Raw genomic sequence first — 20,253 nt, 5'->3', positions numbered from 1 at the left:
TTTCCGCAGGCGCGTACCGGGGTTACGGACGCGCGGCGATGAAGGAGGGGCGCCGGACCGGGGCGGCGAAGGGCGCCTCCGGCAGGTTCTCCACGCTGTTGAAGACCAGGAACACGTTGCTGCGGGGGTACGGGGTGATGTTGTCGCCCGACCCGTGCAGGGCGTTGCAGTCGAACCAGGTGGCCGAACCGGCGGGACCCGTGAAGTGCCGGATGCCGCAGGCCTCGGCGAAGGTGGTGAGCGCCTCGTTCGAGGGCGTCCCCGCGTCCTGCATCTGGAGCGACCTCTTGTAGTTGTCCCGGGGAGTCTCCCCGGCACAGCCCAGGAAGGTGCGGTGCGAACCGGGCATGATCATCAGGCTGCCGTTGGTGGTGTGGTTCGGCGTGAGCGCGATCGACACCGAGACCGTCCGCATCTGCGGCAGGCCGTCCTCGGCGTGCCAGGTCTCGAAGTCGGAGTGCCAGTAGAAGCCGCTGGCGCCGAAGCCCGGCTTCACGTTGACCCGCGACTGGTGGACGTAGACGTCCGAGCCGAGGATCTGGCGGGCACGGCCCACGACCCGGGGGTCCTCGGCGAGCCGGCCGAAGACCTCGCTGATCCGGTGCACCTCGAAGACGGAGCGGATCTCCCGCGACTGGGGTTCGACGATCGCCCGCTCGTCGGCCCGGACGGCGGGGTCGGTGACGAGCCGGTCCAGCTCCGCCCGGAGCGCGTCGACCTCGTCCGGGGTGACGAGTTCGTCCACCGTGACGAAACCGTCGCGGTCGTAGTCCTCCAGTTCGCGCGCCCAGAAGGGACCGGGCGTGCCGGGCTCGGACCACACGACGGGGTCCTTCCGACCGATCAGCTCCTCCCGGGGGCCGCGGGTGGGGTAGAGGTCGACGGGGCGGGTGGGTGCGGAGGCCATGGGGCGGTGTGCCTTCCTTTCGTGCGTCTCGTGCGTCTCGTGCGTCTCGTGCGGGGGGTGCGGCGCGGTGCGGGCCCGCCGGGTCAGGCGGCGTCGTCCGCGGCGCCCGCGGCGCCGGCGTCGGTCGGCTCGGGCTCGGTGAGCAGGGGGTAGACGCCGTTCTCGTCGTGGTCCTCGCGCCCGGTGACGGGCGGGTTGAAGACGCACAGGCAGCGGAAGTCCCGCTTGACCTTCAGGGTGTGGCGCTCGTGCCCGTCGAGCAGGTACATCGTGCCGGGCACGATCGTGTGCGTGAGGCCCGTCTCGTGGTCGGTGAGCTCGGCCTCGCCGGCCGTGCAGACGACGGCCTCGACGTGGTGCGCGTACCACATGGAGGTCTCGGTCCCGGCGTACAGCACCGTCTCGTGGAGGGAGAAGCCGACCCGTTCGCGGGCCAGGACGATGCGCTTGCTCTCCCAGGTGCCCGAGGCGGCCCTCACGTGCCGCTCGGTGTTCTCCAGTTCGTCGAAGGAACGGACGATCACGGGGATCTCCTTTCGCGGAGTTCGCGGGGGTGGTGGATCAGGCGGTGTGGCGGACCGAGCGGGCCAGGATGCCGAGGCCCTCGTCGAGCTCGTCGTCCGTCGCGGTCAGCGGCGGGAGCAGCTTGACGACCTCGCCGTGCGGTCCGGACGTCTCCAGGAGCAGACCGATCTCGAAGGCCCGCCGGCACACGGCCTCGGCGCGCTCCCCGTCGGCGAACTCCAGGCCCCACACGAGGCCGCGGCCGCGCACCGAGACGCCCGACCGCTCGTCGTCCCCGCACAGGTCGAGCAGGGCCCGCTCCACCCGCTCGGCCCGGCCCAGGGTGCGCTCGCGCAGGGCGCCGTCGCGCCAGTACGCGTCGAGGGCGGCGGTGGCGGTGACGAAGGCGGGGTTGTTGCCCCGGAAGGTGCCGTTGTGCTCGCCGGGCTCCCACAGGTCGAGCTCCGGGCGGAACAGGCAGAGGGCCATCGGGAGGCCGTAGCCGCTGATGGACTTGGACAGGGTGACGATGTCGGGCGTGATGCCCGCCTCCTCGAAGGAGAAGAAGTCACCGGTGCGTCCGCAGCCCATCTGGATGTCGTCCACGATCAGGAGCATGTCGTGGCGGCGGCAGAGGTCCGCGAGGGCGCGCAGCCACTCGGCGCGGGCCACGTTGATCCCGCCCTCGCCCTGGACGGTCTCGACGATGACGGCCGCCGGGTGGTCGAGGCCGGAGCCGGGGTCCTCCAGGAGCCGCTCGAACCACAGGAAGTCGGGGACCTGCCCGTCGAAGTAGTTGTCGAAGGGCATCCGGGTGGCGTGCGGCAGCGTCACGCCCGCCCCGGCGCGCTTGGCGGAGTTGCCGGTGACGGCGAGCGAGCCGAGCGACATGCCGTGGAAGGCGTTGGTGAAGGAGACGACGGTCTCGCGGCCGGTGACCTTGCGGGCCAGCTTCAGGGCCGCCTCCACCGCGTTGGTGCCGGTGGGGCCGGGGAACATCACCTTGTACGGCAGGGCGCGGGGCTCCAGGACCGCCGAGCGGAAGGCCTCCAGGAAGCCGCGTTTGGCGGTCGTCGACATGTCGAGGCCGTGGGTGATGCCGTCGTCGGCGAGGTAGTCGAGGAGGGCGCGCTTGAGGACCGGGTTGTTGTGCCCGTAGTTCAGCGAGCCGGCTCCGGCGAAGAAGTCGAGGTACGGCCGCCCCTGCTCGTCGTACAGCCGGCTGCCGGAGGCGCGCTCGAAGACGACGGGCCAGGCGCGGCAGTAGCTGCGGACCTCCGATTCGACGGTCTCGAAGACGGAGGAGGGGGCGAGGTCGGTCAGGGTCACGGAGTCTCTTCTCCCAGTGTGGTTCGGGGTGCGGGTGCGGGTGCGGGCGGGAAGGAGCCGCTGGCCGGCTCGGAAGACCGGCTCGAAAGACCGGCTCGGGGGCCGGCTCGGAAGCCCTGCTCAGAAGGCCGCGGAGTCCAGGGGGCCGATGCGGTACAGCACTTCGGCCTCGTGTCCCGCCGTGGGGAAGGAGGCGGCCGGGAAGAGGACCTCCCGCGTCACCTCCGCGCCGTGACGGCGCGCGTAGGACCGGAACATCCGGTCGGACGCCAGGTTCCCCGGCGTGACGGTCGCCTCCACGCGGTCGAGTCCGTGCTCGGCCGCCACCCGGGCGGACAGAGCGTCGAGCAGGGTCCCGGCTACCCCGCTTCCGCGGTGCGAATCCTGTACGGCGACCTGCCAGACGAAGAGGGTGCCCGGCGCCTCGGGCCGCAGGTATCCGGTGACGAAGCCGACCGGGCGTCCGGAGGCGTCACGGGCGACGGCGGTCGTGTCGGCGAAGTCGCGGCACCACAGCAGATAGCTGTACGGCGAGTTGAGGTCCAGCTCTCCCGAGCCGCGGGCGATCCGCCAGAGGTCGGCGCCGTCCTCGATCTCGGCCGGGCCGACGGAGACGTCGCCGGTCAGGGATGTCGTAGGGGCAGTGGTCTGGGCAGTGGTCATGGGCGCCGAAGCTACCCAGAGGATCTCGGAACTTCCTGGGGCTGAGGGGTTGTTCGAGAGGGCGGGGCATGATAGGTGCACCGGCCGCCTTCGGGAGGGGAATCCTCACTTCTCCCCACGGCGAACCTCATTAAATGCGGACTAAATGACCGTTTATAACGGATGGATAACGGCTTCGGGGTGGGGGATTCGCGCACTCAAAAAGCGTGAGAACATTCCGAGTTTCGCGTTTGAAGTCGCGAAGAACGGTCAGGTGTATGGGCCACTCCGTGCCGCGCCCCGGAGGTGACGCGGCACGGAGTGGCCCGATCGGCCTACCAGATCGCCTCGACCCACTCCGGGTGGTCGACGAACGGGTTCCGGTTGCCCTGGTAGGTGCCGAAGATGATGTCGTTGCGGCGCTTCTCGAAGGCGCTCGGCGGGTCCTGCTCGTTCCACTGCTTCAGGACCGAGAGGCGGCCGTGGTACGGGACGCTGCCGTTGGAGGTCGACTCGTTGGGCTCCAGGTCCGCCCAGGAGTCGCCGCCCTCGTAGCGGACGGCCATGTAGAGGAGCATCCGCGCCACGTCGCCCTTGTCCGCGTCGCGCGGCTCGAAGGAGTTGCTGTCCGTGTAGCTGCCGGGCGCGCCGCTGACCGGGCTGCCGCCGAGGTCGAAGTCCTTGTTGCCGCGGGTGCTGTTCACCTGCACGTCCGCCGCGCGCAGGTGGTGCAGGTCGGTGCCGGGGCCGGCCGAGGTGCCGAAGTTGCCGTGCGACTGGGCCCAGGTGTGCTCGCGGTTCCAGTTGCCCACCGCGCCGCCGTTGAGGGACTTGGCGCGCGAGACCCCGCTGTAGAGCAGGACCACGTTGCTGGGGTTGTTCGGGTCCTGGTCGGTGGTCTTCAGCGCGTTCCAGACCGCGTCGTACGAGATCTTGCTCTGGCTGCTGATGATGGTGTGCAGCGAGGACTTGAGCGCCGGACCGGTCTTGCCGACCGCGTCCTTGTAGTACGTGCTGTCGTACGGGGAGGTCGTGGCGCTCGCGGGGGTCGCGGCGACCGCGGGGAGGGTGAGGGTGACGAGGACGGCCGCTATGGAAGCCGCCCAGACCTTCCGACGGCGGGGCTGTGCAACGGACATGGGGGGTGCCCTTTCCCGGTGGGGGCACGCGGCGGAGCACGGCGGCCGGCTCAAGGGCACCGCGCTCTACGCGTGTTGACTTCTTGTCAGCCGGGAGCGTGGCACGGGGGAGTGGCCCGCCGTGTAACCGGGAGGAGGCGTTTCCGTGACGTTCTCGCATACGCGGGCACCCCGGGCCCGTCGCGCCCGTCCGGGACGGGGTCAGACGCCCCGGACGCCCACCGGCATCCCCTTCGGCTCCTTGATCCGCTTCATGATGATCTGGGAGTTGACCTCGGTGACCCCGGCCAGCGTCGTCAGCCGCTCGATCCACAGCCGCTCGTACGCCGCCAGGTCCGCCACCGCGATCCGCAGCAGACAGCCGGGACTCCCGAAGAGCCGGTACGCCTCGATCACGTCCGGCACGTCCTGGAGCGCCTCCTCGAAGGCCTCCACCGTCTCCCGGTCCCGCCGCACCTCCACCGAGACGAGCACCTCGAAGCCCCGCCCCACCGCCTCCGGATCGATGATCGCCCGATAGCCCCGGATCACCCCGTCCTGCTCCAGCTGGCGCACCCGCCGCAGACAGGGGGAGGGGCTGAGCCCCACCCGCTGGGCCAGCTCCTGGTTGCTCAGCCGGCCGTCGTTCTGGAGCTCGCGCAAGATATGGAGATCGATTCGGTCCATGGCGCAATCTTCTCCCAAGAAGAAACATTTCGGCGGCTCATTCGGCAATCGCCTTGCGCGCCGTTTGTCCTATCCTTGCGGGCTCAGAGACCTCCGACGAGGTCTTCGGCAGGCCCTTTCGCCACGGGGGCGGAGCCCCTTTCGGTACGGAGTCGAGGACAGCAGCCATGAAGCGGACGCACGACGGGGAAGCGCGCAGGATCGTCGTCATCAGCACCGGCGGCACGATCGCCAGCCGCTGGCAGGGCACCGGCTACGCGGCCGACGCCTCGGGCAGCGACGTCCTGGCCACCGCCCCCCTCCCCGAGGACGTCACCGTCGAGGTCGTCGACCTCTTCAACGTCAACAGCTCGCGCCTGACCGCGGCCCACCAGCTCGCCCTCCTGCGCACCGTCCACGAGACCCTCGCCGACCCCGGCGTCGACGGCATCGTCATCACCCACGGCACCGACACCCTGGAGGAGACGGCCTTCCTCCTGGACCTGCACCACACCGACGCCCGCCCGGTCGTCCTCACCGGCGCCCAGCGCCCCTTCGGCACCGGCGACGGCGACGGCCCCGGCAACCTGTACGACGCGCTCCAGGTCGCCTCCACCGTCCGCGACCTCGGCGTCCTCGTCGTCTTCGACGGGCGCGTCCACGCGGCGCGCGGCACCGTGAAGTACCGGACCCTCGCCGCCGACGCCTTCTCCGACCCCTCGGCCGAGCGCCTCGGCCGCGTCGGTTTCTCCCGCGTCGACGTCGAGCGGCAGCCCGAGCGCCCCGCCCCGCTGCCCCTCCCCGCCGCCGCGCGCACGGCGGCCCCCGGTGCCACCGGCGCCGCCCCGCTGCCCCGCGTCGACATCGTGACGCACCACTCCGACGGCGACCCGGTCCTCCTGAACGCGGCCGTCGCCGCCGGCGCCCGGGGCATCGTCCTCGTCGCCACCGGCGCCGGCAACGCCACCCCCGAGGTCGCCGCCGCCGTCGCGGACGCGGTCGCCCGGGGCGTCCTCGTCGTCGTCACCACCCGCGTCCCCTCGGGCCCGCTCGCCGAGATCTACACCGGCGGCGGCGCGGTCGACCTGGTCGCCGCCGGGGCCCTCCTCACCGGCACCCTCCGGGCCGCCCAGGCCCGGATCGCCGTCCTCGCCACCCTCCTCGCCGAAGAGGGCGGCGCGGGCGACCCGGCCCGCGCCACCGCGCTCCTGCGCCGCCTCCTCGACGGCCCGGTCCGCGCCGAACCGGCCCTCGCCGCCGGCGGCTCCCGCTCGGCCGTCGCCACCCGCGCCTGACCGGCGGGCCCCTCGAACCCCGGCTCGCGGACGGAGCCCCCCAGCCCGTCCGCGAGCCGGAATCAACCCGGCACCGCGCCCGTCACCCCAGCCGCAGGGTCACGAACGGGACGGTGTCGCCCGGCAGGACGTACCGCTCCACCTCCGTGAAGCCCCGCGCCAGGGCGAACCGCAGCCCCTCCTCGTTGGAGGCCAGGACCACCGTCTCCACGCCCTCGCCGCCCAGCGACCGCGCGTGCGCGAGCCCCCGCTCGTACAGCGCCGTCCCGAAGCCCCGCCCCCGGAACCCGGGCAGCGTCCGGGCGATGACGGTCGCCGCCGCCGTCTCCCCGTCCGGCGGGCGCACCGTCGAGCAGCCCACCGGCACGTCCCCCAGGTAGGCCACGTCCAGCCGGTTGCGCCCCGCGCGCTCCCGCACCTCCTCGGGCGAGAGGACGGCCGTGGGGATGATCGTGTTGTGGACGGCGCGCCAGTCCGCGAGCGGCGCCCCGGACCGCGCCCGCTCGATGCGAAGATCGTTCATCCGGGCAGCCAACCGCCTTCCGTCCGGCCGGTCAACCGCTTTCGGGGCCGCCCGCGGACCCCGGGAGGGCGCGTCCGTACGGGTGAGGGGGCGGGACCGGCGGCAGCCCCGCCCGGCGAACGGGTACGGATCGCTGCACCGTCCCCCCGGTCAGGAGGAATGCCGTCCCATGCCCGTCCGCAAGGGCGCCCCCGCGCTGCTGAGCGCCGGCACGTTGTGTGCCGCCCTGCTGCTCACCGCCTGCGGGAGTCCCGCCACCCCGCCCGCCCCCGCCCCCACTCCCACGACCGCGCCCGCCGACGGCGCCCACCCCGCCGCGGGCCCGCCGGGCAGGGCCGCCGGGAGCATCACCTCCGCACCGGTCCCCGAGCCGGGGCTCCCCGGCGTCGGCCCCGTCACCCGCGCCTCCGTCCCCGACGGCACCTCCCAGGCCCTCGTGGTCACCGGCGCCTCCGCCGACTCCCCCCGGTCCACCGCGACGCTCTACGCCCGCGACCCGGCCGGCGGCTGGAAGGTCCGGGGCGGGCCCTGGCCCACCCACAACGCCCTCCGGGGCTGGACCGCCGACCACACCGTCGGCGACCTGCGCACCCCCATCGGGGTCTTCCGGCTCGGCGACGCGGGCGGCCGGCTGCCCGATCCCGGCACCCTCCTGCCGTACGACCAGGACGCGCGGTTCGCGATCAGCGGCACCGGTTTCGCGGGCGAACCCCTCGAAGGCTCCTTCGACCACGTCGTCGCCATCGACTACAACCGGGTCCCCGGCCGCAGCCCGCTCGACAGGGAACGCCCCCTCGGCGCCGAGAAGGGCGGCGGCGTCTGGATCCACGTCGACCACGCCGGCCCCACGCAGGCCTGCGTCACCTTGGAGATCGAGGACCTGCGCGACCTGCTCCGCGCCCTCGACCCGGCCCGGGAACCGGTCGTGGTCATGGGCCCGGCCACCGAACTGGCCCGCTGACACCGCCCGTCCGCGCGACGACGCCACGGGGCGCCCGGCTCTCGGCCGGGCGCCCCGTGGCGTCTTCTCCGTTCCTCAGCTCCCGCCGGAGGCCACTGCTCCCCGGAAGGACGCGGTGTGGCTGCGGACCTGATCCGGCGACAGATAGGCGTCGGTGTACTCGAAGTCCTTCAGCGTCCCGGCCTTCGACGCCAGGAACCCGGTCCGCACGTAGTCGTCCCCGGCCAGGGCGTTGAGCAGCCAGTTCGTCATCACCCGGGTCTTGGCCACGTTGGTCCGCAGCGCGCCCCAGTGGTAGGCGCGGGCCACGGCCTGCGCCGGCATCCCGTGCAGCTCCACGCCGAGCGGCTTCGACACCCCGTCCATCCCGCCGAGGTCCACCACGAGCCCCAGGTCCTTGTGCCGGTACGGGTGGAGCGGCTCGCCGCGCAGGGTCGAGACCAGGTTGTCGGCGACCGCCTTGCCCTGCCGCATCGCGTGCTGGGCCGTCGGCGGGCAGACCGCCCCCTCCTCGCCCTTGGCGAGGTCGGGCACCGCCGCCGCGTCCCCGAGCGCCCACACCCCGTCGAGCCCCGGCACGCCCATCTCGGGCGTGACCACGGCCCGCCCCTTGAGGGTCTCCGTGCCGAGCGTGCCGATCAGGGGGCTCGCCGCCACCCCGGCCGTCCAGATGAGGGTCCGGCTCGGCAGCACCCGCCCGTCGGTGAGCGTCACCGTCTTCTCGTCCACCGAGGCCACCGAGACGCCGAGCGACACCTCGATGCCGCGCCGGGTCAGGATGTCCATCGCGGCCTTCCCCAGCTTCTCGCCCAGCTCGGGCATGAGCCGCGGCGCGATGTCCACCAGGTGCCACTTGATGAGGTCCGGGTCGAGCCGGGGGTAGCGCTTGACCGCGTTGTGGGTGAGCAGTTGGAGGCAGGCCGCCGTCTCCGTCCCGGCGTAGCCGCCGCCGACCACCACGAACTGCAGCCGCGCGGCCCGCTCCGCGTCGTCGTTGCTCGCGTCCGCCAGGTCCAGCTGGGCGATGACGTGGTCGCGGACGTACACGGCCTCCGCCAGCGTCTTCATCCCGCGCGCGTGCTCGGTGAGCCCCGGGATGTCGAAGGTCCGGGTCACGCTGCCGGGCGCCAGCACGAGATGGTCGTACGGCTCGTTCACGTACTCCCCGGAGATCGTCCGCACCACGCAGACCTTCGCGGCCGTGTCGATGCCGACCACCCCGCCGGGGACGATCCGGGTCCGGTGCCGTTCGCTGCGCCGCAGCGACAGGGCGACCGACTGCGGGGTCAGCACCCCCGCCGCGACCTGGGGGAGCAGCGGCAGATAGAGCTGGTACGAGAACGGCGAAAGGAGCGTGATGACCGCCTCCCGCTCCGCCAGCCGCCGTTCGAGCCTCCGTACGCAGGCCACTCCGGCGAAGCCGGCGCCCACCACGAGAATCCTCGGTCGCGTCACGCTGTCCGCCCTTCCGTATGAGCGTGCAAGGAGCCACTGGTTGTGGCTGAGTATGACCATGTGGCAATTTTTCGCTGACTATCCTTGGTTTACCCTTTTTATCGTCATTGCTGCAGGATCGCTCTTCGGCATGGTCCGCTTCGGTCCCGTGCGGCTCGGGGCCGCCGGAGTCCTCTTCGCCGGACTGCTGCTCGGCGCGCTCGACCCCGACATCGGTCCGGCCGTCCCCGCGGGCCTCTCCGTCCTCGGCCTCGCCCTGTACGTGTACACGGTCGGCCTGGAGGCGGGTCCCGCGTTCTTCCGCGAACTCCGCCCGCAACTGGCCGTGATGACCGGAGCCGTCGTCGCCCTCGTCCTCACCGCCCTCGCCGTCGGCTTCCTCGGCAGCACCGTCTTCGGCATCGACGGCCCCTATCTGGCGGGCGGCTACGCGGGCATCGGCACCACCACTCCGGGTCTCGCCGCCGCCCAGGCCTCCTCTCCCGATCCGGCCCAGCCCGCCACCGGTTACGCCATCGGCTACCCCCTCGCGGTCGTTCTCACCATCCTTTTCGTGGCCGGTGTCGCGGCCGTGCGGAACTGGCCCTCCCGCCGCGACCCCGGCAGCGGCCTCCCGGCGGAGTTGATCACCCGTACCGTCGAGGTCACCCGGCCGGTCCGCTGGGCCGACGTCCCCGGCGCCGCCGACGGCCGGCTCCTCGCCAGCGCGGACCGCCCGGCGGGCGGCGTCCCCCGGGTCGCCCGCTCGCTCGACGCCCTCGCCCCGGGCGACCAGGTCGTGCTCGTCGGCGGCCCCGAGGCCGTCGCCGCAGGCGTCGAGGCCCTCGGCACCCTGGCCCCCGCCCACCTCCTCGACCGGCGCGACGTCGTCGACTACCGGCGCGTCCTGCTCACCAACCCCGACCTCGCCGGCCGGACCGTGGCCGAACTGGGCCTGGGCGACCGCTACGGGGCCAAGGCCACCCGCGTCCGCCGCGGCGACCAGGACCTCTTGGCCCACGACGACCTGTTGCTCCGGCTCGACGACCGGATCCGCGTCGTCATGCCCCGCGAACGCACCGCCGAGGTCACCGCCTTCCTCGGCGACACCGAGGCCAGGGTCAGCGAGGTCAGCGCCGTCAGCATGGGCCTCGGTCTGGCCGCCGGATTCCTCATCGGCATCCCGAAGCTCACCGTCGGCTCCACGGTCCTCTCCCTCGGCACCGCCGCCGGACCCCTCGTCATGGCGATGGTCCTCGGCCGCCTCCGCCGCACCGGCCCCCTGGTGTGGGTGCTCCCCACCCGGGCCAACCTCACGCTCCGCCAGATCGGCCTGCTGCTCTTCCTCGCCTGCGTCGGCCTCACCTCGGGCTACGCCTTCCGCCGGGAGGCCTTCTCCCTCTTCGGCCTGAAACTCCTCGCCGTGCTCTTCGTCGGCGCCCTGCTCAGCTACGCCCTGATGGTCCTCGTCGCCCGGCTCCTCGGCCAGAGCAGGCCCCGCACCATGGGGCTCCTCGCCGGCTACGTGGGCAACCCCGCCATCACCGCGTACGCCAACAGCCGCGTCTCCGACGGGCGGGTCAACACCGGCTACGCGACCCTCTTCGCCCTCGCGATCATCGTCAAGATCATCTGCATCCAGTTGATCGTCGGCCTCTGAGGCCCGCCCCGGACCCGGCGCCGCTCAGAAGACCACGATCCCCAGCGGCCGCGACCCCGCCGCCAGCCGGTGGGAGTCGCCCGAGGCGAGGTCCACGACCGTCAGGCCGTCCCAGGAGCCGTCCCGGGTGAACCCGCCGGTCACATAGGCCGTGCGGTCGTCCCGGGACACGGCCACGCTCTCGTGCGGCCCCTCCAGCGGATACACCCGCTCCGTCCCGTCCGGCGCGCGCACCGTCAGGGACGGACCCCGGTCCGCGTCCGGGTCGATCGGCCCCGTGCCCACGGCGAGCAGCGTCCCGCCGGCCGTCACGGCCACCCCGTGCTGATGGGTGTTCGCGGTCATCGGCTCGATCTCCGTCCGCCCCGTCCGGGGATCGACCACGGCGAGCCGCTCGCCCTCGAACGGCAGCAGCAGCCTCCCGTCCGAGGGCCGCACCGCCGCGTAGTGCGGCTTGAGCCAGGAGCCGAGCCCGCCCTCCGTGCCGTACGGGGCGACCTCCACCCGCCGGGGCTCCAGCGTCCCCGCCGCGATGACCGTGACGTCGAAGGAGTCGTGGTTCGTCGCGTACACCTCGGCGCCGTCCCGCGACACGTCCACGTCGAACGGGCGCCGGCCGACCGGCACCGCGTCCGTCACCCGCAGGGCCGCCGTGTCCACCACCTCCAGGGCGCCGTTCCCGCCGGGCACGTTGACCCCCACGTACGCCCGGCGCCCGTCCGGCGCGAGCGCGATGCCCATGCCACCGCCCCGGTACTCGCCGGTGGTCACGGGCCCGGTGTCCGTCCGGTACGGGATCAGGGCGAGCCGCTTCCGGGCCGCGGTGTCCACCACCGCCACCCCCTCGGCGGTCGCCACCCACGCGCGCCCGTCGGCGCCGAGCGCCAGACCGTACGGCGCGGTGCCCACCTCCACGGACCCGGTGGCCCCCCGCGCGGGATCGACGAAGGTGACCGTGTCGGAGCCGAAGTCGGTGACGAGCAGGGTGCCCGGGGTGGGCCCGCCATCGGGGGAGGACGTCGCGGTCGCGGGGGAGGAGGCCGCCTTGCCGGGCGTCGCTTCGCCGGACCCCGACGGGCCCGTCCCGGCCGCGCCCCCGGAGCCCTGGGCGCATCCGGTGAGCAGGGCGGCGGCCAGTACGCCGGGCAGCAGGACCCGGGCGGTACGGGACGGACGGCGGGACTTCGTCATGACGGACTCCTCGGTACGGCGACCGCGCGGACGCCCCGGTGAGTCGGCGGGTCCGCGCCCTGTACCGATCCTCCGCCCGGCCCCGCCCCCGTACGGTCCGCCGGGCGGCCCCCGTCCGGTGGCGGGTCGGACGACACCGGGGTCGGCCGAACGGACGATCCCGTTTCGGCCGTGGAGGCGCGGTTCCATGGTTACGGTGGCGCGATGACCGAGCTTTGGCAGGAGTCCGCCCCCGGCGTCCTGAGGCTGCCCTCCGGGCGCCTGGTGCGCGGCCGGGGCCTGCGCCACCCGCTGCCCGGGGGCCCCGCCCCGACGTACGCCGTCCACCTCCTCGGCCGGACGCCCCCCGAAGTGCCCTGGGAGTCCGTCTGGCTGCGCTGGCCGGACTTCCGGCTCCCCGCCGACCGGGACGCGGCCCGTACCGTCCTCGCCGGGGCGTGGGAACGCGCCGCCGGGGAGCGCGTCGAGGTCGCCTGCGGCGGCGGCCGGGGCCGTACGGGCACGGCCCTGGCGGTCCTCGCCGTCCTCGACGGGGTCCCGGCCGGGGAGGCGGTCGCGTACGTGCGCCGCCACTACGACCGGCACGCCGTGGAGACGCCCTGGCAGCGCCGCTATGTGAGCCGGTTCACGGTGTGATACAGGTCCCGGGCCGGATTACGGGGTGAGACGGGGCCCGGGCCGGATTACGGGGTGAGACAGGTCCCGGGCCGGATTGCGGTGTGAGACAGGTCCCGGGCCGGATTGCGGGGTGAGACGGACCCCGGGCCGGATTGAGGGGTGAGACGGACCCCGGGCCGGTTCACGCCCCGATGTCCTCCAGGAAGGACAGCGCCCGCTCGGCGCACAGCGCCGTCGCGTCCGGCACGTGGGACGGCGTGCCGCGCTCCGTGAACAGGTGCGCGGTCCCCGGGTACAGGAAGAGCTCCCGGTCCGCCGCGCCCGCCACCAGCTCGCGCGCCGCCGCCAGGTCCCCCTCGCCGGCGAAGTAGGGGTCCGCGTCCATCCCGTGCACCTGCACGGGCACGCCCTCCGGCCACTTCTCCGCGAAGACGTCCACCGGCAGACAGGCACTGATCAGAAGGGCGCCGAGCGCCCCGGGGCGGGTCTGCGCCAGTCGCTGGGCCGGCATCACGCCGAGCGAGAACCCGGCGTACACCAGGGCTTCCGGCAGCTCTGCGGCGATCCGGTCGGCGCGCTCCGTGAAGCCGGTCTCCGAGGAGTGGGCGACCCCGGTCTCCAGGTCGTCGAAGACGCGCCCGTCGTACAGGTCGGGCGCGTGCACCGTGTGCCCGGCGCGCCGCAGCCCGTCCGCGAAGGCGCGGACGCCCTCCGTCAGCCCGAGCGCGTGGTGGAAGAGCAGAACCTCGGCCATGTCGTCGTCCCCTGGTCGCCGTGCACGGCCCGCGCCCTCGTGGCGCGAGCCTCCCGGGAGGCAGCATGGCGCACGGCACCGACAACGCCCCGGCACGGGGCGAGGGGGACGGTTACCGCTGCGGCCGGTGCGCGACGACGGCGCCCGCCGCCTGGCCCACGACGCCCATGGGGCCGGTGACGCCCATCGGACCGCCCGCACCGCCCGGACCGCCATGGCCCATCGGACCCCCGGCACCCATCGGACCGCCCTGACCCATCGGGGCACCGGCCCCGGCGTGCGGCGCGCCCGCGTGCGCGACGCCGCCCTGGGGCGCGGGGGCGCCCTGCGGAGGAACCCGGATGACCCGGCTCAGGTCCCGCAGGACCTCCTCCGCGGTCTGGCGGACGTCACCGGGAACATCCCCCCGTTCCCGTATGAGCTCGGCGTAGATCGGTGCCGTGCCGTCCGCGTGGTTCATGGGGCTCGCTTCCTTCGTCTGCGCCGGCGTCCGTCACCGACAGGGCGACGGCGAGTCTACGGGGCACCACCGACACGACCGGGCCCGGGAGCCCGCTCGTCACCCCGACGGACGCCTCCCGGTCCGATAATCACTGTTCTTCGTGTCCCTTCCGTCCGAGAATGGATCATCGAACACCACGGGAGGGGACCCCCATGAGCCAGGACACCCTGACTCTGCACGACCTGATGCCGTCCGACGAGCTCGCCGCCGCCCTCGCCGACGGGCACGTGACGCGGAAACCGCACCCCGAGCTGCCGCTGTCGATCTACACGTACACGCGCGCGTGCCAGTACGCCCAGCACTGGAACCGGGCCACCCTCCGCTGCCGCGGCCTCGTCGCCGACGACACCACCGGGCGGATCGTCGGACTGCCCCTCCCCAAGTTCTTCAACCTCGCCGAGCACGCCACCGGCAGCCCCTACGCGCCCCCGCTGCCCGACGAGCCCTTCGAGGTGTACGACAAGGTCGACGGCAGCCTCGCCGTGGTCTTCCACTACGCGGGCCGCTGGCACGCCGCCTCCAAGGGCTCCTTCACCAGCTCCCAGGCCGTCTGGGCGCAGCGCCGCCTCGACGCCGCCGACACCACGGGCCTGGTGCCCGGCACCACGTACCTCGCCGAGATGCTCTACCCGGGCAACCGGATCGTCGTGAACTACGGCGAGCGCCGCGACCTCGTCCTGCTCGCCGCCTTCGGCCCGGACGGCACCGAGGTGCCCCTCGCCGGGGCCGCCGCCTCCTGGGCACCCCTCGGCAGCGTCGTCCGCACCTGGTCCGTCGCCACCCTCGACGAGCTCGTCGCCCTCACCGAGTCCAACACCCTGCCGGGCGGCCGCCCCGCCACCGGCACCGACGCCGAGGGCTTCGTGCTGCGCTTCGCCTCCGGTCTGCGCGCCAAGGCCAAGCTCAGCGAGTACGTCCGGCTCCACAAGGTGCTCACCGGCGTCACCGAACGGGACATCTGGCGCGGCCACGGCATCCAGCGCTTCGCCGGCCTGCCCGCCACGCAGGTCGCCAAGGGCCTCGGCTGCTCCGTCGCCGACGTCGAGGCCTCCGGCGGCAAGCCCCTCGACGCCCTCCTGGAACAGGTCCCCGACGAGTTCGACCAGTGGGTGCGCGGGGTGATCGCCGGCCTGGAGACGGCCGCCGCCGACCGCGAGCGGGCCGTCGACGAGGCCTACGCCCGCCTGGCCCACCTCACCGGCGACCGGGCCGCCTTCGCCCGCGCCGCCGCCGCGCTGCCCGACAAGGGCCTGCGCGCCGCCCTCTTCCAGCGCCTCGACGGGCGCCCCACCGACCTCCTCCTCTGGCGGCAGGTCCGCCCCGAGGCCACCGACCCCTTCGCCCACGACCAGGAGAACTGACCGTGCCCGTCATCCACGTCATGACCGGCCTTCCCGCCTCGGGGAAGACGACGGCCGCCCGCGCCCTGCAGGCCGACGCCGAGGGACGCGTGCGCCGCGTCAACCTCGACGACCTGCGCACCATGCTCGACCTGCCCGACCCCGAGCGCGGCCGCTCGCACACCCGGGAGCAGACCGTCCTCGCCGTCCAGGACGCCGCCGTCCGCGCGGCCGTCGACGGCGGCTTCGACGTCGTCGTCGACAACACCCACCTGACCCCGCACATCCCCAAGCGGCTCAAGGCCGCCGTCGCGGGCCTCGACGTCACCTTCGCCGTCCACGACTTCACCGGCGTGCCCGTCGAGGAGTGCGTCCGCCGCGACGCCGCCCGCGAGCGGCCCGTCGGCGAGGAGATCATCCGGATCCTCGCCGACAAGCACGCCAAGGCCACCCGGAGCGGCTGGCGCCTGACCGCCGACTGGCTGAACGACCGGCCCGCCACCGAGCCCTACGTCGCCGACCCGGCGCTCCCCACCGCCGTCATGTGCGACATCGACGGCACCCTCGCCCTGCGCGTCGACCGCGGCCCGTACGACTTCACCCGCTGCGACCGCGACGTCCTCAACGTCTCCGTGCGCGACGCCCTGCGGGCCTTCCGAAGCGCCGAGCGCGACCGGATCGTCCTGCTCTCCGGACGCAGCGAGGACCACCGCGCCCTCACCGAGGAATGGCTCGCCCGCCACGAGGTGCCGTACGACGAGCTGTGGATGCGGGCCTCCGGCGACGGCCGGGGCGACGACCTCGTCAAGGCGGAGCTCTTCGACGCCCACGTCCGCCACCGCTACGCCGTCCGCGTCTCCCTCGACGACCGCGACCGCGTCGTGGCCCTCTGGCGCCGCATGGGCCTCCCCACCTGGCAGGTCAACTACGGCGCCTTCTGACCGGCGGCCCGGGGGCGGCACCGGCCGCCCCCGGCGCCGTGTCAGGATCGTGGGATGGTGGAAAAGATCATCGCGGCGTGCGACGGCGCGTCGAAGGGAAACCCCGGCCCCGCGGCCTGGGCATGGGTCATCGGCCGGGCCGACGGATCGGTCGACCGCTGGGAGGCCGGACCGCTCGGCCGGGCGACCAACAACGTGGCCGAACTCACGGCCCTGGAAAGACTCCTGGAGGTCCTCGACCCCGGCGTGCCCGTCGAGGTCCGCATGGACTCGCAGTACGCCATGAAGGCCGTCACGACCTGGCTGCCCGGCTGGCGCCGCAAGGGCTGGAAGACCGCCTCCGGCAGCCCCGTCGCCAACAAGGAGCTGGTGGTCCGCATCGACGCGCTCCTCACCGGCCGCGACGTCGACTTCGTCTACACCCCGGCCCACCAGGTGGACGGCGACCCCCTCAACGACGCCGCCGACCGCGCGGCCAGCCACACCGCCCGCACCCAGGAGGCCGCGAGCTCCGCCGCGGGCACCTCGCTGCCCCCGCCGGAGGCGCCCGCCAGGGCCTCCGCGCCCCGCCCGCGCTCCTCCGCGCCGTCCGGCTCCCGGACCGGGTCCGCGAGCGCCTCCGCCACCCGCCGGACACGCCCGTCCGGCGGCACGCTCAAGGCGAGATTCGCGGGCCGCTGCCGCTGCGGCAAGGCCTACGACAAGGGCGAGACCATCAGTAAGAACCCCGACGGCTGGGGCCATCCCACCTGCGTCTGAACGACGGGGCCGTCCGACTGGCGGGCGGCCCCGTCCGTTGCGTGAGACCGGCGCGTCCGGGGCGCGCGAGAGGCTTCACCCACCCGTGTACGCGGGTTCGTCCGGGGTTCTGTTCTCCGAGCGGCCGGGGCTGCATACTGTCCTCCTCGCACCGGTGACGAACCGCTCCCACCTGCTCATTCGTCGTTCTCACGACATGGTCGGCACCGGCGAGAACCTCCCTCCAGCTACCGCCGCGGACCCTCCGCGACGGGAGCCTTCCCTGCCCGTGAAAGACCCGAGGTTCCGTGCCAGTACCTGTTCTCCTGACCGGGCGTTCCGTGCGCCTGGAGCCGCTGGCGATGCGGCACGCCGAAGCCCTCGCCCGGGCCGGCGGGGCGGACCGATCGGCCTACGCCTTCACCCCCGTGCCCGACGGCCTCGAATCGGCCCTCGACTACATCGCCCGCGCCCTCGCGGACCAGGCGGCGGGCCGGTGCCTGCCCTTCGCCGTGGTCAGTACGGCCGACGAACGGGTCGTCGGATCGACCCGCTTCCTCGAACTCGACTACTGGCGGGGCCCGCTGGTCTGGCCCCCCGTCCCCGGGATGCCCCACGGCGATCCGCTGACCGCCGTCCCGGACGCCGCCGAGATCGGCAACACGTGGATCGCGGGCGCGGCCCGGGGCACCGGCATCAACACCGAGGCCAAGTACCTCATGTTCCGGCACGCCTTCGAGGTCTGGGGGGTCCGGCGCATCACCCTGCGCGCCGACGCCCGCAACACCCGCTCCAGGGTCGCCATCGAACGCCTCGGCGCGACCTGCGAGGGCGTCCGCCGCGCCCACTCCCGCGGCCTCGACGGCGCCGTCCGCGACACGGCCTTCTACTCGGTCCTCGACGACGAGTGGCCCGCCGTCCGCGACATCGTCGAACTCCGCCTGTCCGCCCCGCGCCGGGTCCGCGTCCCCCAGGACCTGCTCCCGGCCTGAGGCCGTGACGCCGGACGCCCGCGACCGCCGCCCCGGCTCTCCGGGGCGGCGGTCGCGGGCGCCCCGGTACGGTGGCCGGGACAGCGAGCCGTACCGCCCGAAGGGACCGAGTGACCGTGCCGACCGCAACCACCGACGTACTCCTGCGGACGGAGGGCCGCGCCGGGTTCGTCACCCTGAACCGGCCCCGCGCCATCAACGCGCTCACCCACGCCATGGTCCTCGCCGTCGACGCGGCCCTCACCGCCTGGGAGCACGACCCGGCCGTCGAGACGGTCGTGATCGAGGGGGCGGGCGAGCGCGGTCTGTGCGCGGGCGGCGACATCCGCGCCATCCACGACGACGCCCGCGCCGGAGGCTCCGCCTCGGCGGACTTCTGGCGCGACGAGTACCGGCTCAACGCCCGGATCGCCCGCTACCCCAAGCCGTACGTGGCGCTCATGGACGGCATCGTCATGGGCGGCGGCGTCGGCCTCTCCGCCCACGGCTCCCACCGCGTCGTCACTGAACGTTCCAGGGTGGCCATGCCCGAGACCGGCATCGGCTTCGTCCCCGACGTCGGCGGCACCCACCTCCTCGGACGCGCCCCCGGCGAACTCGGCACCCACCTCGCCCTCACCGGCGGCCCCGTCGGCGCCGCCGACGCGATCCTCACCGGCCTCGCCGACCGGTACGTCCCCGCCGCCGAACTCCCCGCCCTGGCCCGGGACCTGACCCGCCTCCCGGCCGACGAGGCCCTCGCCCGCCACGCCGCCACGCCCCCGCCCGGCGTCCTGGACGGACAGCGGGAGTGGATCGACGCCTGCTACGCCGCCCCGACCGCCGAAGAGATCGTCGAGCGCCTCCTCGACACCGGCGTGCCCGCCGCCAAGGAGACCGCCGCCACCCTCCTCACCAGGTCCCCCGCCGCCCTCAAGGCGACCCTGGCCGTCCTCCGCCGCTCCCGCGCCCTCGCCACCCTGGAGGAGGTCCTGGACCTGGAGTACCGCGTCTCCTGCGCCGCCCTCGCCACCCCCGACCTCGTCGAGGGCATCCGCGCCCAGGTGATCGACAAGGACCGCGACCCGCACTGGACCCCCGCCACCCTCGAAGAGGTCACGGACGAGGACGTCGCCCGCTACTTCGCCCGGCCGGCCGGCGGAGACCTGGGCCTCGCCGCCGAGGGGGCGACCGGCCGGGCCCCCGGGGCCCGCGCATGACCACGACCACCTCCTTCCAGCCCGTACTGGACCGCATCGCCGAGGAGGTCGCGGAACTCGCCGACCGGGGCACCCCCGCCGACTACATCCCCGCCCTCGCCGCGGGCGACCCGGCCGACTTCGGCATGGCCGTCGCCGAACTCGACGGCACCGTCTACGGGGTGGGGGACTGGCGCCGCCCCTTCTCCACCCAGTCCGTCACCAAGGTCTTCACCCTCGCGCTCGCCCTCGCCGGAGAGGGCGACACCCTCTGGACCCACGTCGGCCGGGAACCCTCGGGCGACCCGTTCAACTCCCTCGTCCAGCTGGAGTACGAGAACGGCATCCCGCGCAACCCGTTCATCAACGCGGGCGCCCTCGTCGTCACCGACCGGCTGCACCGCCTCACCGGCGACGCCTCCGGAAGCCTCCTCGCCTTCCTGCGCGCCGAGAGCGGCAACCCGGACCTCGCCTTCGACGCCGGCGTGGCCGCCTCCGAAGCCGCCCACGGCGACCGCAACGCGGCCCTCGCCCACTTCATGGCCTCCTACGGCAACATCACCGGCCCCGTCCCCGACCTGCTGCGCGAGTACTTCCGCCAGTGCTCCCTGGAGGCCTCCTGCGCCGACCTGGCGCTCGCCACCGGCTTCCTCGCCCGGCACGGCCTGCGCGCCGACGGCGCCCGCCTGCTCACCCGCAGCCAGGCCAAGCAGGTCAACGCGGTCATGCTCACCTGCGGCACCTACGACGCGGCCGGGGAGTTCGCCTACCGCGTCGGGCTCCCGGGCAAGAGCGGCGTCGGCGGAGCCGTCGTCGCCGTCGTCCCGGGCCGCTGCACCCTGTGCGTCTGGAGCCCCGGCCTGGACAGCCGGGGCAACTCGGTGGCGGGCGTCGCCGCCCTCGACCGGTTCACCACCATCACCGGCCTGTCCGTCTTCTGACCCGGGGCCGGACGGCGAG

21 protein-coding genes are annotated in these 20,253 nt (G+C 73.9%); 10 read left to right on the top strand and 11 right to left on the bottom strand.

Annotated features, from left to right (window positions below):
* Positions 1-22: 22 nt before the first annotated feature.
* From thpD to ACIQD7_RS07895, 6 genes are all read right to left on the bottom strand, one after another.
* Positions 23-907 carry an ectoine hydroxylase gene (gene thpD / locus ACIQD7_RS07920; protein ID WP_402440516.1) on the bottom strand — a complete coding sequence of 295 codons (885 nt, stop codon included), beginning with the start codon at positions 905-907 and terminating at the stop codon, positions 23-25.
* 83 nt (positions 908-990) lie between these two features.
* Entirely contained in the window at positions 991-1,431 is a 441-nt protein-coding gene (locus tag ACIQD7_RS07915) for an ectoine synthase (RefSeq protein WP_121831992.1), read from the bottom strand.
* A 37-nt stretch (positions 1,432-1,468) separates the two neighbouring features.
* On the bottom strand, positions 1,469-2,734 hold the full coding sequence (gene ectB / locus ACIQD7_RS07910; protein ID WP_402441374.1) for a diaminobutyrate--2-oxoglutarate transaminase: 1,266 nt from the start codon (positions 2,732-2,734) through the stop codon (positions 1,469-1,471).
* A gap of 126 nt (positions 2,735-2,860) precedes the next feature.
* On the bottom strand, positions 2,861-3,403 hold the full coding sequence (gene ectA / locus ACIQD7_RS07905; protein WP_402440514.1) for a diaminobutyrate acetyltransferase: 543 nt from the start codon (positions 3,401-3,403) through the stop codon (positions 2,861-2,863).
* Between the two features lie 314 nt (positions 3,404-3,717).
* Positions 3,718-4,521 (bottom strand): endonuclease I family protein, encoded by an 804-nt coding sequence (locus tag ACIQD7_RS07900; RefSeq protein ID WP_402440512.1) that lies wholly within the window; start codon positions 4,519-4,521, stop codon positions 3,718-3,720.
* A 201-nt stretch (positions 4,522-4,722) separates the two neighbouring features.
* Positions 4,723-5,187, bottom strand: coding sequence for an Lrp/AsnC family transcriptional regulator (locus ACIQD7_RS07895; RefSeq protein ID WP_053640331.1), 465 nt, complete (start codon positions 5,185-5,187; stop codon positions 4,723-4,725).
* A 167-nt stretch (positions 5,188-5,354) separates the two neighbouring features.
* Between ACIQD7_RS07895 and ACIQD7_RS07890 the strand changes: the two genes are divergently transcribed.
* Positions 5,355-6,461, top strand: a complete 1,107-nt coding sequence (locus tag ACIQD7_RS07890; protein ID WP_402440509.1) for an asparaginase — start codon at positions 5,355-5,357, stop codon at positions 6,459-6,461.
* 82 nt (positions 6,462-6,543) lie between these two features.
* Here the strand turns inward: ACIQD7_RS07890 and ACIQD7_RS07885 are convergent, their stop codons facing one another.
* Positions 6,544-6,984, bottom strand: coding sequence for a GNAT family N-acetyltransferase (locus tag ACIQD7_RS07885; RefSeq protein ID WP_402440507.1), 441 nt, complete (start codon positions 6,982-6,984; stop codon positions 6,544-6,546).
* Between the two features lie 169 nt (positions 6,985-7,153).
* Between ACIQD7_RS07885 and ACIQD7_RS07880 the strand changes: the two genes are divergently transcribed.
* The gene (locus ACIQD7_RS07880) at positions 7,154-7,945 is read left to right on the top strand and encodes a hypothetical protein (protein WP_402440505.1); all 792 of its coding nucleotides are present in this window, start codon (positions 7,154-7,156) and stop codon (positions 7,943-7,945) included.
* A 75-nt stretch (positions 7,946-8,020) separates the two neighbouring features.
* On the opposite strand, the gene ACIQD7_RS07875 is transcribed toward ACIQD7_RS07880, so the two are convergent.
* Positions 8,021-9,400, bottom strand: coding sequence for an NAD(P)/FAD-dependent oxidoreductase (locus tag ACIQD7_RS07875; RefSeq protein WP_402440503.1), 1,380 nt, complete (start codon positions 9,398-9,400; stop codon positions 8,021-8,023).
* A 52-nt stretch (positions 9,401-9,452) separates the two neighbouring features.
* On the opposite strand from ACIQD7_RS07875, the gene ACIQD7_RS07870 reads away from it, so the two are divergent.
* Positions 9,453-11,039, top strand: coding sequence for a TrkA C-terminal domain-containing protein (locus tag ACIQD7_RS07870; protein WP_391054227.1), 1,587 nt, complete (start codon positions 9,453-9,455; stop codon positions 11,037-11,039).
* A gap of 24 nt (positions 11,040-11,063) precedes the next feature.
* Here ACIQD7_RS07870 and ACIQD7_RS07865 read toward each other — a convergent pair whose 3' ends face one another.
* The gene (locus tag ACIQD7_RS07865; protein WP_402440501.1) at positions 11,064-12,230 is read right to left on the bottom strand and encodes a YncE family protein; all 1,167 of its coding nucleotides are present in this window, start codon (positions 12,228-12,230) and stop codon (positions 11,064-11,066) included.
* A 204-nt stretch (positions 12,231-12,434) separates the two neighbouring features.
* Between ACIQD7_RS07865 and ACIQD7_RS07860 the strand changes: the two genes are divergently transcribed.
* Positions 12,435-12,866: a protein phosphatase gene (locus ACIQD7_RS07860; protein WP_121833353.1), complete on the top strand. Its 432-nt coding sequence runs from the start codon at positions 12,435-12,437 to the stop codon at positions 12,864-12,866.
* 163 nt (positions 12,867-13,029) lie between these two features.
* Here ACIQD7_RS07860 and ACIQD7_RS07855 read toward each other — a convergent pair whose 3' ends face one another.
* A complete protein-coding gene (locus ACIQD7_RS07855; RefSeq protein WP_402440498.1) occupies positions 13,030-13,602 on the bottom strand; it encodes a dienelactone hydrolase family protein in 573 nt (190 codons plus the stop codon).
* 112 nt (positions 13,603-13,714) lie between these two features.
* Complete coding sequence (locus tag ACIQD7_RS07850; RefSeq protein WP_402440496.1) at positions 13,715-14,062, bottom strand: hypothetical protein; 348 nt, start codon at positions 14,060-14,062, stop codon at positions 13,715-13,717.
* Positions 14,063-14,256: 194 nt separating this feature from the next.
* On the opposite strand from ACIQD7_RS07850, the gene ACIQD7_RS07845 reads away from it, so the two are divergent.
* The 6 genes from ACIQD7_RS07845 to ACIQD7_RS07820 all read left to right on the top strand — a co-directional run bounded on the left by ACIQD7_RS07845 (position 14,257) and on the right by ACIQD7_RS07820 (position 20,234).
* Positions 14,257-15,465, top strand: coding sequence for an RNA ligase (locus ACIQD7_RS07845; RefSeq protein WP_402440494.1), 1,209 nt, complete (start codon positions 14,257-14,259; stop codon positions 15,463-15,465).
* Between the two features lie 2 nt (positions 15,466-15,467).
* Positions 15,468-16,385: an AAA family ATPase gene (locus tag ACIQD7_RS07840; RefSeq protein ID WP_402440492.1), complete on the top strand. Its 918-nt coding sequence runs from the start codon at positions 15,468-15,470 to the stop codon at positions 16,383-16,385.
* A 54-nt stretch (positions 16,386-16,439) separates the two neighbouring features.
* The gene (locus ACIQD7_RS07835; RefSeq protein ID WP_402440490.1) at positions 16,440-17,144 is read left to right on the top strand and encodes an RNase H family protein; all 705 of its coding nucleotides are present in this window, start codon (positions 16,440-16,442) and stop codon (positions 17,142-17,144) included.
* A gap of 287 nt (positions 17,145-17,431) precedes the next feature.
* A complete protein-coding gene (locus tag ACIQD7_RS07830) occupies positions 17,432-18,115 on the top strand; it encodes a GNAT family N-acetyltransferase (protein ID WP_121833972.1) in 684 nt (227 codons plus the stop codon).
* Positions 18,116-18,225: 110 nt separating this feature from the next.
* A complete protein-coding gene (locus ACIQD7_RS07825; protein ID WP_402440488.1) occupies positions 18,226-19,314 on the top strand; it encodes an enoyl-CoA hydratase/isomerase family protein in 1,089 nt (362 codons plus the stop codon).
* On the top strand, positions 19,311-20,234 hold the full coding sequence (locus ACIQD7_RS07820) for a glutaminase (protein ID WP_402440486.1): 924 nt from the start codon (positions 19,311-19,313) through the stop codon (positions 20,232-20,234). The genes ACIQD7_RS07825 and ACIQD7_RS07820 overlap by 4 nt, the downstream gene beginning before the upstream one ends.
* Positions 20,235-20,253 lie beyond the last annotated feature (19 nt).

This window comes from Streptomyces sp. NPDC093071, assembly GCF_044754545.1.
In the GTDB taxonomy this organism is placed as follows: domain Bacteria; phylum Actinomycetota; class Actinomycetes; order Streptomycetales; family Streptomycetaceae; genus Streptomyces.
Note: the sequence above shows the minus strand (reverse complement) of the source record. Positions and strands in the feature narration are given on the sequence as shown.